This window comes from Deltaproteobacteria bacterium (assembly GCA_026129095.1).
Lineage (GTDB): Bacteria > JAGRBM01 > JAGRBM01 > JAGRBM01 > JAHCIT01 > JAHCIT01.
In genome coordinates this window covers 225,717-237,972 of sequence record JAHCIT010000006.1, presented here as the reverse complement: position 1 = coordinate 237,972, position 12,256 = coordinate 225,717, and the positions used below count along the sequence as shown (strand labels likewise).

General features: G+C 59.8%; 12 protein-coding genes. 5 read left to right on the top strand and 7 right to left on the bottom strand.

Annotation, left to right across the window (positions count from 1 at the left end; translation table 11 throughout):
- Positions 1-4: 4 nt before the first annotated feature.
- The 3 genes from KIT79_10695 to KIT79_10685 all read left to right on the top strand — a co-directional run bounded on the left by KIT79_10695 (position 5) and on the right by KIT79_10685 (position 2,548).
- Entirely contained in the window at positions 5-796 is a 792-nt protein-coding gene (locus tag KIT79_10695; GenBank protein MCW5829766.1) for a crotonase/enoyl-CoA hydratase family protein, read from the top strand.
- A 342-nt stretch (positions 797-1,138) separates the two neighbouring features.
- Positions 1,139-2,104: a hypothetical protein gene (locus tag KIT79_10690; GenBank protein MCW5829765.1), complete on the top strand. Its 966-nt coding sequence runs from the start codon at positions 1,139-1,141 to the stop codon at positions 2,102-2,104.
- A 219-nt stretch (positions 2,105-2,323) separates the two neighbouring features.
- Positions 2,324-2,548: a septum formation initiator family protein gene (locus tag KIT79_10685; GenBank protein MCW5829764.1), complete on the top strand. Its 225-nt coding sequence runs from the start codon at positions 2,324-2,326 to the stop codon at positions 2,546-2,548.
- On the opposite strand, the gene KIT79_10680 is transcribed toward KIT79_10685, so the two are convergent.
- From KIT79_10680 to KIT79_10650, 7 genes are all read right to left on the bottom strand, one after another.
- Complete coding sequence (locus KIT79_10680; protein MCW5829763.1) at positions 2,545-3,306, bottom strand: queuosine precursor transporter; 762 nt, start codon at positions 3,304-3,306, stop codon at positions 2,545-2,547. The two genes, KIT79_10685 and KIT79_10680, sit on opposite strands and share 4 nt — an antisense overlap.
- A 13-nt stretch (positions 3,307-3,319) precedes the next feature.
- A complete protein-coding gene (locus tag KIT79_10675) occupies positions 3,320-4,102 on the bottom strand; it encodes a hypothetical protein (GenBank protein MCW5829762.1) in 783 nt (260 codons plus the stop codon).
- Positions 4,044-4,643, bottom strand: a complete 600-nt coding sequence (locus tag KIT79_10670) for an OmpA family protein (protein MCW5829761.1) — start codon at positions 4,641-4,643, stop codon at positions 4,044-4,046. The genes KIT79_10675 and KIT79_10670 overlap by 59 nt, the downstream gene beginning before the upstream one ends.
- A gap of 140 nt (positions 4,644-4,783) precedes the next feature.
- A complete protein-coding gene (tolB, locus tag KIT79_10665; protein MCW5829760.1) occupies positions 4,784-6,088 on the bottom strand; it encodes a Tol-Pal system beta propeller repeat protein TolB in 1,305 nt (434 codons plus the stop codon).
- Positions 6,089-6,091: 3 nt separating this feature from the next.
- The gene (locus KIT79_10660) at positions 6,092-7,081 is read right to left on the bottom strand and encodes a cell envelope integrity protein TolA (GenBank protein MCW5829759.1); all 990 of its coding nucleotides are present in this window, start codon (positions 7,079-7,081) and stop codon (positions 6,092-6,094) included.
- A 1-nt stretch (position 7,082) separates the two neighbouring features.
- A complete protein-coding gene (locus tag KIT79_10655) occupies positions 7,083-7,520 on the bottom strand; it encodes a biopolymer transporter ExbD (protein MCW5829758.1) in 438 nt (145 codons plus the stop codon).
- Entirely contained in the window at positions 7,520-8,191 is a 672-nt protein-coding gene (locus KIT79_10650; protein ID MCW5829757.1) for a MotA/TolQ/ExbB proton channel family protein, read from the bottom strand. Before KIT79_10650 ends, KIT79_10655 begins: the two co-directional genes overlap by 1 nt.
- 360 nt (positions 8,192-8,551) lie before the next feature.
- On the opposite strand from KIT79_10650, the gene KIT79_10645 reads away from it, so the two are divergent.
- Complete coding sequence (locus KIT79_10645; GenBank protein ID MCW5829756.1) at positions 8,552-9,301, top strand: DUF1295 domain-containing protein; 750 nt, start codon at positions 8,552-8,554, stop codon at positions 9,299-9,301.
- A 56-nt stretch (positions 9,302-9,357) separates the two neighbouring features.
- The gene (uvrA, locus tag KIT79_10640; protein MCW5829755.1) at positions 9,358-12,240 is read left to right on the top strand and encodes an excinuclease ABC subunit UvrA; all 2,883 of its coding nucleotides are present in this window, start codon (positions 9,358-9,360) and stop codon (positions 12,238-12,240) included.
- Positions 12,241-12,256: the final 16 nt, after the last annotated feature.

Below are 12,256 nucleotides of genomic sequence, written 5' to 3'. Positions count from 1 at the left end.
ACTCATGTCCGAACTGGTGCTGATCGAAATAGACGGTGGCGTAGCGCAGGTCCGTCTCAACCGTCCGGAGAAGCACAATGCGCTTTCCACCGCGATGTTTGAGGCGATCAACCGGGCAGGGGAGTCACTGAGGGACAACAAGACCGTCCGGGCCGTTGTAATGTCAGGCAACGGCCCCAGCTTCTGCTCAGGCCTCGATGTCGGTGGCGCGGCGTTCAACCCGGCATCACTTAAGGAGGCCATGGCGGCCAAGGACGGACCGGCGAACCAGTTCCAGAAGCCGGGATGGATATGGCGTGAACTGCCCATGCCGGTAATCGCCGCTGTTCACGGCGCCTGCTTTGGCGGAGGTCTTCAGGTTGCGCTTGGGGCCGATGTGCGCCTCGCCCGGCCGGACGCCCGGCTCTCGGTGATGGAGGTCCAGTTGGGACTCATCCCCGACATGAGCGGCAGCGCGACGTTGCGGGATCTGGTGCGGTATGACGTTGCAGTGGAACTGGCGCTGACCGGCAAGATCGTTTCCGGGGCCGAAGCTGCCCAGATCGGGCTCGTGACCCGGACAGCCGAGGATCCGCTCACGGAGGCACTCGCCTTGGCCAGGGAAATTGCCGGTCGCAATCCTCATGCAGTCCGGGCAGGCAAGGAACTGCTCAGGTTCAACTGGCGCGCCCCGGTAGACGAGGTGCTCCGCCGCGAGGCCGAGCTTCAGATGAAACTGATCGGCAGTCCCAACCAGATGGAAGCCCTCATGGCCCGGATGCAGAAACGGCCAGCGAAGTTCAAGGATGTAGAATAGGGGGTTTGGATGCCCCTATATGACGCTTCTCGGCAAAGTTCTCTGAACGGGGGCTGCCGTTTGGGAAATCCCAGGTGCCCATACCTGGATGGACGCTGTTTGATGCATAGCATCATATAATTTAATAGTAATTACAATAGGTTGATAGAATAGCCCCATGTTGCCCTATTTATTTCCTTGCGCGCTGATCGCTTGGCCAGTTATATACAGCTAACCGACCAATTGGTCAGGTTGTATAGAAACTCCGAGTACTGACAAAGCGCATCGGAACTGGCGAACTGATACAATACAAACATGACGGGTGCGTCACTGACGAGGCCCCCCGTTGAGGAGAGAAATGCGATGGCGATGGATCTGGACAAGATGGTGGAGAAGTGCGAACGCGGCCAGTGGAATGTGAACAGTTTTGACTGGGCGCAAAAGCCCATCCCTCTCTCGAAAGAGAAGGAGCTCCAGGTTTGCCAGTACTACACCGACATGTCCTATATCGAGCGTCTTGCGGGGGCCCTGTTCCTCGCTCTGTCGCAGCGGGTTGAAGATCCGCGCCTCAAGCGGATATTCGAACTGTGTCACGCCGACGAGGTCCGTCACAGCATCGCGGCTGCCAAGCTTGCCGACTATTTCAATGTCCACAACTACAAGTTCTACACACCGAATCTCTGGATGCTCCAGTTCATCCCGTCATTCGTGAAGGCGGTAAAGACGATCAACCCGGCTTTTGCCACGTCGTTCATCCTGGGCGGGGAGCTTATTCTCGACATCGCGCTGCTCCGTGGCCTTAATGAATATGTGGATGATCCGCTCTCTCGCGAGGTCGTGGAACGGATCAACCAGGACGAATCACGCCATATCGCCATGGACTTCTACATGACCGAGTATTTCTCCAGGAACCGCGGCAAGCGGGCAAGCGATGACAAGACTCCTGGCTGGCTTAAGCCGGAGTTCTGGGGAATGCTCGCCTGGGGCCCCGGGTTCTTCAATGACGTGTTTTTCCGGCCGATGCAGATCGTTGATCCGGGCAATCACCAAATGAAGGAAGTGATGAAGCGGCTCCGGAGGTTCAACGACCGGGAGGAAGTAAAGAACAATCCCACGGTAAAGAACTTCAAGGAGACCGTGGAGTTTTTCGAAAGTCCTGTCGGATCGGCCATTGGCACGGTACTCGAAAAGGCGATCCACCTCACTACAGGCATCGACTTCTCGTTTGTCCGCGCGGCATCCACGGAAAACATGAAGGGTCTCAAGGAGGCCCAGTGGACCAGCGCTGATGGAACCGAAGCCAATATCCGCAACTGGGCAACGGCCTAGTTTCCGGCAGATGGTTCGCAGCGGGCGGCCTCAAAAGGCCGCCCGTTTTCCTTGTGACAAGGCTCTGCCATCTCCGCTCTTCCTGAAGCGGTTGTAGAAGTCAGGATATCTTCAATCATATCAATGTCTTGACGGACTCTGGCGACAGCGGTATTTTAGGCGCAGTTTATGTGGCGACGCTGGTTCATTGTCTCGATTGGGGCCGTTGGTTCTGTCGCGTTGCTTTGGAATCTGGCCAGGACCGGATCGGAACTGTTTTATGAGCGGCGGGAACTGGACCGTGCCGCCGAGCGCGTCGAGGAAATGCGGGGCCGCATTGCAGGTCTGGAAACCGAACGCGAGCGGCTGAAAAAGGATCACGCCTACATCGAGAGCATTGCGCGTGATGACCTCGGCATGGTGCGTCCGGGCGAGATCGTCTACTACTTCCCGCAGAACCCCTAGATACCTTCTCCCCTGCGGACAGTTCCTTCGGGATGGATCCGGAAAACATGGATGACCAGTCCATGCAGGGCATAGATTACTGGCGTCAGCACAACTGCAGCGATCAGTTTGTAAAGATAACTGTCCAGCACGATGCGCCAGATTTCCAATGTCGTCATGGTTCCCGTCAGCAGCACGAAGTTGATGACGAACGTGTCCACGAGTTGCGAGATGGCCGTGGAACCCGTCGCCCGCAGCCAGATGTGCCGCGAGCGTGTGAGCCTTTTGAACATGCCGAATGCAGCGATATCCACCAGTTGCGAAATCAGAAAGGCCAGTATTGATGCCGCAAACAGCCGGAGGCCGAAACCGAATACCGTCTGGAACGCCTCCTGCGGGATCGGAGACCCATCGGCTACCGGCAGCGCGATGGCGATCTGGAGGATGAGGTAGGCGTAAACGGCCATTGCCGCCGCCACGAAGGTGATGAACCGGGCTCCCCGGCGGCCATAAAACTCGTTGATGACGTCGGTCAGCACGTAGGTGACAGGGAAGGGAATGATTCCCACCGACAGGCGCGTCCCGGCAATCGAGAAAAACTTCCCCCCGATCATGTCGCCCACCAGCAAACTGGAAACGAATACCGCCCCCAGCACCCAGTAGAGCTTCTGGTCAGCGGTGAGAAATCCCGGCACGTCCGGGTTCGGTGCCGGCAGAGAACCGGTGGCTTCCAGTATCTCCGGATCGTCGGATGTGGACTGAGGGGGCTGCGGCGGCATGGTTATCCTCTCGTCACCCCGGTCTCGTATGCCAGCCGGGGTCGGTGAGGGAGCCCAGTTTCCATGCGCGGTCCTCGATTTCCTTCACCAGCTTGGTCCGCAGATCCCACACCGGTGTGCCGTCGGCAGCGAGTTCTCCCGCCATATAGAGATCGCGGACAGGGCTGAGGCCGCCAATGAGCAGCCGCGAGGCGGGAATACGGTTGACGCGTGTCCGGTATTCATGAGGCACGTAACCGTCGGCGGGTAACTGGATGGGGTCAAGCCGGTTCTGGTTGAGGGCTTCGGCCATTTCATTCAGTGAGCCGGCAGGGGAATCCGGCTTTCCGGGTTCCGGACGGAACCGCTCGCTGTCGAACCGGTAGGTTACTTCGCCCAGACGTTTGAGTCGCATGAGATTCTGGCGGGCAAACAGCAGAAGGCCCGCTGCCCAGCACAGGAAGGCAGCCGTGACCCCTTTCATCAGCAGGTGTTCGGGGTTTCGGGTTACGACCGTGAAGATCGCGGCGACCAGGAGTCCAGCGGGGAGCGATGCGGCTGTCACCGGCAGCAGCGATGCTCTCACGGCAAGTGCAAGACGCACCTTCGGGTGGCGGAATATCGACTCGTAGGTCGCGGCCTCGCCAGTTATGGTTTCCATCGGCGCGATGAGCATAGCCGAAAACACAAGGGGCGCGAACCCTTGCCGGTTCACGCCCCTGATTTCAGGTGCGCCGCTCAGGCGCTCTGAAACGCGCTCATTTGAAGACGAACTTTGCGCGGCGGTCCTGCTGCCACTGGCTTTCGGTCTCGGCATTCTGGTTTGCCTGTGACTCGCCGAAGGAAACCGTAGAGATGCGGCTCCGGGTGATTCCCAGATTCGCCAGATAGGCACGGGCCGAATCGGCACGTCTCTGGCCAAGAGCCTGGTTATATTCCTCGGTACCGCGGGCATCGCAGTGTCCTTCGATCGTCAGCTTGGCGTTCTTGTGCTTCTTCAGGAGATCGGCGACCACTTTCAGGGTCTCACGGGCCTCGGGGCGCAGGTCGCTCCGGTCGTAATCGAAGAAAATGTCCTGGACCGCATCGGCATCGGCAGCCGAGATGCTTCCCGCTCCGTCCATGCCGTCCTTGGCAGCGGCTTCCTGGACCTGGCCCTTGTCGTCCAGTGTTCCCTTCCTGCTGCCAGCGGGGAGATCACTTTCCTGTACGCCATCGGCGCCAGCCTTGCCCGGTTGCCCGGCCTTGGTGGGTGCCTGGGCGCCAGCCTTCTGGCTTTCGTCTGGTGGCGGATCCTTCTTGCATCCGGCGGCGAACATGAGGGTGCTGAGTGCGAGGGCGAGTTGGAAACGCTTCATCACTGTTCGAAAGCTCCTTCAGCGCAGCACTGTAGACATGTGTGCTGACTGCATATCGCGTGTACCACAGTTAATGTGTGAACTGAAGCACATTTCGCCGTTTTAATGGTTTTGACAGCCAGCAGGGGCCATTTGCGGGGTCACGGGACATCCCGGGGGGACCAGGCGGGCTGGATTTCGTTAGCGGGGGTTCTCGTCAGCATCCGGCGTTTTTCCCCGAAGGCATCACTGAGGATCAGGTCGTAATTCTTCGCTCGCTTCGACGCGTAGACAAGAAAATCCCCGCGGGGTGACCAGGTAGGGTCTTCGTTGGCACCGCCTTCCTTGGAGATCAGCACCTCGTCCCGTCCGTCGGTCCCCACCACATAGACGTTGAACCCGCGGGATTCCCGCCGGACGAAGGCGATCCGGTCGCCCCGGGGGCTCCAGGCGGGAGAAGTATTGTAATTCCCATAGGTTGTGAGCCGCCGAACGCCATTTCCATTCGAGTCCATGAGATATATCTGCGGGGAACCCGCCCGATCGGAAACAAACGCAATCCGCTCACCGTCCGGGGACCAGGTAGGGGAAAGGTTGAGTCCGGCCCCGGTGGTGAGTTGCCGGACCCGGTTTCCGTCATCCTCGATCAGGTAAATCTGCGAATTTGACCCAGACGACTGGGACACGAGGGCCCGCTTCCCATCCGGGGACCAGATTCCCCCTTGGTTCAGTTCCCCCCGGTCCCAGAACAGGTCCAGGACGCGTGCAAACAGGTCGAGCCTGTACAGGTCAGGCCGTCCGCGCCGGTAGGATACCAGCATGATGGCCTTGCCATCGGGGGTCCACCGCGGGGAGGCGGCAATCGACCGGTTCCGGGTGATCTGTTCCCGGTTGTGCCCGTCAATATCCATGAGGAACAGCTCGCGTAATCCAGTCTCGTCCGAGATAAAGGCCAGCTTGGTCGTGTAGATACCTTCGACTCCCGCGAGATCCTCGGTGACGGCATTCGAAAACCGGTGGGCGAGCTGCCGGAGATTCCGGGCGTGGGCGTTATACCGCTTGCCGGTCCGGAACTGTTCCAGCCGGACGTCATAAAGCCGGGCTTCCACGGTCACCCGTTCGCCTTCATCGGCCCGGACAATGCCGCGAATATAGGCCGTGACGCCGGTGGGCTTCCATGCCGCAAAGTTTTGCTCATCGGGCAACGGCCCTCCCATGCCTTTCGGATGTTTGTCGGCAGGGAGTACCCGGAAAAACTCGCTCCATTCGAGGTCATCCCGGATTACCTGGGTGATCTGGCGGCCCATTTCAGCCGGTACGTCCTCGGTCGTGAAATCCACGACGGCTATTCCGATTCGTCTGAATCCGGGGCGGAACACCCGGATCGTTTCCTCGTCCTGCGCGAAGGAGGCAAGCGGGTACAAAAGGAGGAGCAGGAAAAGCAGTCCGGCTGCGGTATTTTGCATCATCTACTGGTCCAGTGAGCGGTTGTCGAAGACAATGTTGACGGATCTGGGGAAACCGGCGGGTGGAATGCCGACGTTCGTTACCCGGGCCACGGCACGTGAAACGGCGTCGTCGAATACGCGGTTTCCTGAACTCTTGACCAGCCGGGAGGCAGCCACATCACCGTCGGGCGAAAGCTCGATCCGGAAGACAGCCTCAAGGGTCAACCCTTTCACCGAGGCCGGAACATCCCAGTTGTCGCGGACAGCAGCGATGATTTGTGCCCGGTAGCTGTCAAACATGCCCTGCTGCACCCGGTCTGCGGAGGCGAGCAGCGAACTGCCCGATCGCCCCGACTGCACCCCGGCAGATGCGCCCGTTCCGGCTGGGCCGGGTGACTGGGGTGATTGTTCTGCCGGTGTCGTGCCCACGGTGTTCGTGCTCCCACCGGTTCCGTACTCTTTTGCCTTGGCGATAGCTTGCCGGGCTTCTTCCAGTTGCCGCCGGAGCTTCTCTTCCAGCTCTGACCGTGCGGATTTCTCCGGCGTTTCTGCCGGGCCGGTGGGTGCCGTTTTCAGTTCTGGAGTCTTGGGTGCCGGCACGGCGGCTGCCTTGGATTTCTGGCTTTGCTCGGCCTTTTCGAGCCGCTTGCGGTCCTCAAGTGACCGGGATTTTGTTTCGAGCGGTATAGCAGCCTGGTCTACCGAAGGAGGCTCGGATCTGGGCGCAATGGCGGCTTCTGTTTTGGGTGGCGGCGGAGCAGGTGGAGGCGGACCGGGCAGGGCGCTGGCCGGGCCGCTCGCCCGCGGTACTGGTGCCGGCAGTGGCGGCACGCCAGTCAGGGTTACTTCCACCGTATCACCGGCTGGAATAGCTAGGGCTCCTGTGCCGTATTCGCTCCAGGGGTTGAACAGTGCGAGCAGGATGGCTCCGGCATGAACGGCGGCCGAGACGGTGAGAAACCGGGCAAGGCCTCTCTCGTCATCCAATGTACTGGCTGCGGCGGATGCCATCTTACCGGGGTGGTCCTTCCAGTTGCTCGGGCTCGGTGATGAGCGAGAGCCGGGAGATGCCGTTGGCCCGAAGCATGGCCATCAGTTTCACGACTTCGCCGTATGGGGTCCGCTGGTCGGCACGAAGATAAACGGTGGGGTCGAGGCCGGGGCTTTTTCCCATGCGGGTCCGGATATGGGCGGCCAGCCCGTCGGGCCGGATGCTTTCGCGTCCAAGGAATACTTCGCCGCCGCGGGTAACAGACACAATGATTGCGTCTTTCGCTGCTGCCGGTGTCGCCTCACGGGTCTTGGGCAGGTCTACCCTGACGCCACCCACCAGGGCCGGTACCGTCACCATGAAGATGACCAGCAGGACGAGCATGACATCCACCAGCGGTGTCACGTTGATATCGCTCATGGGGCCCTGGTCACTGCCGCCTGTGCTGCCGAACGCCATCAGTTTCCCTTCCGGATGAAATGGCGCTGGATAGCGTTGAGAAGATCGGCCCCGAAACCGTTCAGGTCACGCATCAGGACCCGGACCTTCGTTCCCAGGAAGTTGTAGGCGATCACTGCCGGTATGGCAGCGAACAGGCCCACGGCGGTGGCGATGAGTGCCTCGGCGATACCGGGTGCAACGACGGCAAGGTCCGCGGACTTGAGCTGTCCGATGGCGTGGAAGCTGGCCATGATCCCCCAGACAGTCCCGAACAGGCCGATAAACGGTGACGCGCTGCCGGCGGTGGCGAGGAAAATCAGCAGGCTTTCGAGGCGTGTCTGTTCGGCGTTCAATGCCCGCTGCAGGGCGCGCTCCAGATTTGGCGACCATTGCGGAGATTTGGCAGCGGGCGAGGTTTCGTCGCCGACGCCCATAGACAGAAGTTCTCCATAGCCCGCCTTGAATACACGGGCCGCCGGACCGCCGGTCTCGCCCGCCTGTATTGCCTGCCCCAGGCGGTCTAGGTCGCGGACTTTCCAGAACAGGTCTATGAAACTGGCGGTATCGCGCCGGGCGCTCTGGATCTGGCGCCATTTGAGGAAAATGATTCCCCAGGAGACGACCGAGATGCCGAGCAGCATCAGCAGTACGAAAATGCCGACACCGGTGCTGCCGGAAACGAGATCCATGAGTGACAGGTCACCCGCGGCTGAAGGTGTCGTGATGAGACGGACGATGCTGGTTTCTTGCTGCAAGAGAGATAGTTCTGTGCCGCCACACGGCCAGAAAAGACGACCTTGGCGGCTGTCATGCCCTCGCCTGCATCCGTCGTCCGGATACGGGCGCGTTGCCGCAACCCCTGCGTCTCCACTAAACGACAAGCCTCTGCACAAGTCAACGAATTTGGCCCCTTGGGTGGATGAAGGTTTGTTCACCTCTATCTACAGGCTGGAAATCGGCTAGAGTCGCCACTGCTCAGGACCTCAGGCCCGGAAGGGCCAGCCGTTTCCAAGGAGCCCAAGCTGGATTCCATCGCCGCCGACACTGCCATGAACCCCTATCTCGGGATGGCGCTCCATGTCCTGGGGTTCTCCGTCTGGTCGAGTTTATGGCCCCGGCCGTTCATCAAGAGCCGGTTGGAACCGCTGATGGGGTGGGTCGGATACCGGTTTTTCTACAATTTCGGAGTCATCTTCCTGTTCGGAGCCTCGATCCTGTATCTCGTCCAGAAGGGACCGGAGACCGCGCAGCTCTGGAACTTCCGGGGTGAACCCTGGTTCAAACCCCTTATCTATATCCTGATGGGGCTGGTCATGTTCTTTCTTGCCGGAGTGGCGCCGATGGGCCGGTCATTCTGGGGGCTTGGCCGGCCTCCGGAAAAGTTTACCCTTATTCAGTCGGGGATGTACCGGATCACCCGGCACCCTCTCTATGTGGCGGTTTTCTTGTGCCTGGTTGCCAAGACACTGGTGTTCGGAAATGCGGCCGCACTCATCTGGTCAGTAGGGCTTTTGGCATACAACATTATCGGTGTCTGGGTATTTGAGACTCCGAGCGTCCGGGCACAATGGGGTGAGGAGTTCGACACGTACCAGAAACGGGTTCACTGGTTCCCGTTCGTGTCCATTCTCATGGGTAAGGAAAAGTTCGTCTGGGACGAAATGCCCCGGCGGGCATTTGCCGTCCTCGCCATTTGCTATCTCGGGATCGTGCTTCTCCACGACACCTTGGTTTGGCTTACCCATATTCTTCCCCGGCTTGGCTACGTGACCGGGTGGTTCGCCGACAAGCTGTTCTAGGGGCGCAAGTTTGCTCCAGTTGGCGCCCCCGCCGCAATGGGCTAACCCAACGTCCCGTGAGTTCGGCAATCTCCATACGCGGCGCCCGCGAGCACAACCTGAAGAATATCTCCCTGGATATCCCCAGGGACCAGCTCGTCGTGATTACCGGCGTGTCAGGATCGGGCAAGAGTTCGCTGGCCTTTGATACTCTTTATGCCGAAGGTCAGCGCCGGTATGTGGAGAGCCTGTCGGCCTATGCACGGCAGTTTCTCGACCAGATGTCCAAACCGGATGTCGAATCGATCGAAGGTCTCTCGCCTGCCATTTCGATTGAACAGAAATCGACCTCGCGCAACCCGCGATCTACGGTAGGCACTGTTACCGAAATCCATGACTACTTGCGCCTGCTGTATGCGCGAATAGGAAACGTGTTCTGCTATTCCTGCGGCCGGCCGATGCGGTCGCAGACGCCCCAGCAGATCGTGGACCGGGTGATGGAAATGCCAGAAGGGACCGTATTCTCGGTTTTTGCACCCATCGTTCGTGCGCGAAAGGGAGAGTACGCCAAGGACCTCCAAAAACTGCAGCGGCAGGGTTTTGCCCGGGTCAGGATCGATGGCGTCATTCATGAGCTGGAACGGCTCCCGGTCATCGACAAGCAGAAAAAACACAACATCGATCTGCATGTGGACCGGATGAAGGTGCAGCCGGCGCGGATGGAGCGGCGTTTGTCGGATTCGGTCGAGACAGCGCTCCGGTTCGCCGATGGCATTGTCATCATCGAGCCGGACGGGCAGGAGCCGCAGATATACAGCGAGCACATGGCCTGCGCCTGGTGCAATATCAGCTATCCGGAGATCGAGCCGAGGCTTTTTTCGTTCAATTCACCGCAGGGGGCCTGCCCAGAGTGTTCAGGACTGGGGCACAAGATGTTCTTCGATCCGGACAGGATCGTCGCCGATCCGTCCCTCTCCGTGGCCGAGGGAGCTATCCAGCCCTGGTCGAATATACAGGGCTACTACGGCCAGATGCTCGAATCCCTGGCCTCGCACTTCAAGTTCGACCTGGAAACCCCGTTTCGCAAGCTCCCTGAACGGATCCGCAAGGTGCTGCTCCACGGGTCTGGCACCAAAAGTGTCAAGTTCAAGCTGAAGACCCGCGAATCCCGATCGTATGAATTCACCGAGGCGTTCATGGGTGTCGTGCCGTGGCTGGACCGGCGCTACAAGGAGACTGAATCGGAAAGCGTGCGCGAGGAACTGGAACAGTACATGAGTTTCCAGAACTGTCCGTCGTGTGATGGTGCACGCCTTCGCATCGAGGCCCGGTCGGTGATGGTGGCGGGAACAGCGCTTCCAGGCCTGTCAAAGAAGACGGTCGCAGACCTGCGGCCCTTCTTTGCGGCAATGAAACTGACCGAACGGGAAGAGAAGATCGCCAGCCGGATCCTGAAGGAAATACGCGACCGGCTCGATTTCCTTGATGCTGTTGGCCTCGACTACCTCAGCATGGACCGCGCTGCCGGTACGCTTTCCGGCGGGGAAGGGCAGCGGATCCGGCTCGCCACCCAGATAGGATCCTCGCTTGTCGGTGTCATGTATGTGCTGGACGAGCCGAGTATCGGCCTCCACCAGCGGGATAATGCGCGCCTTCTGTCCACACTGAAGCGGCTGCGCGATCTCGGGAACTCCGTCATTGTGGTTGAACACGATGAGGAAACAATCCGCGAGGCCGACTACGTGGTGGATATGGGATTAGGGGCAGGCGAGCACGGCGGAGAAATCGTCGTCGCCGGTCCCCCAAAGGTGGTGCTGGCGGAGCGCAAGAGTCTCACTGGTGCATATCTTCGCGGCGAACTTGGCATACCCGTCCCAGCCGAACGGCGGACTCCTCGCGGGTGGATCCAGATCCAGGGTGCACGCGGGAACAACCTCAAGACCGTTAATGCCAGGTTCCCGGTGGGAACCTTCACTGCCGTGACAGGCGTCTCCGGGTCAGGGAAAAGCACGCTGGTGATTGATACGCTGTATCCAGCGGCTACCGACCTAATCCTCCGGGATGAAAAACCACGGGGGGCATTTGGGTCAATCAAGGGGCTGGACCAGTTCGACAAGGTGATCGACATCGACCAGAGCCCGATTGGTCGCACTCCCCGTTCGAACCCGGCCACCTATACCGGGGTGTTCACGCTGATCCGTGACATGTTTACCCAGCTGCCCGAAGCGAAACTGCGGGGGTACAAGCCTGGCAGGTTCAGCTTTAATGTGAAGGGTGGCAGGTGCGAGACCTGCGGCGGCGAGGGATTCGTCAAGATCGAGATGCACTTCCTGCCGGACATTTACGTCAGGTGCGATGCGTGCGCAGGCCGCCGGTATAACCGGGATACGCTGGAGGTAAAGTACAAGGGCCAGAGCATTGCAGACGTGCTGGACATGCCTGTGGAACGGGCATTGGAGTTTCTTTCGGCCTATCCGCGGATCATCCAGATACTGCAAACGCTGATGGACGTTGGCTTGGGCTACATCCGGCTGGGTCAGGCGGCGACGACGCTTTCAGGCGGCGAGGCCCAGCGTGTCAAGCTGTCGCGTGAACTTGCCCGCCGTTCGACAGGCAAGACGCTGTATATTCTCGATGAACCGACCACGGGACTGCATTTTGCCGACGTTCACAAGCTGCTGGATGTGCTGCACCGGCTGGTGAATGAGGGAAATACCGTTGTGGTCATCGAACACAATCTCGACGTCATCAAGACAGCGGATTGGGTGATCGATCTGGGACCGGAAGGCGGAGATCGTGGCGGTGATATTATCGCTGCGGGAATGCCGGAAATGGTCGCCGCCGTGGAGGCAAGCCACACGGGCAAGTTCATCCGGGCGGCCCTCAAGGGAGCACGGACCGGCACCCTTGGTCTTCCGACGGACCTGCGCCGTCAAGTGAGCCTCGGGATGGGAGAATGAGCGCATTACTTCCCCT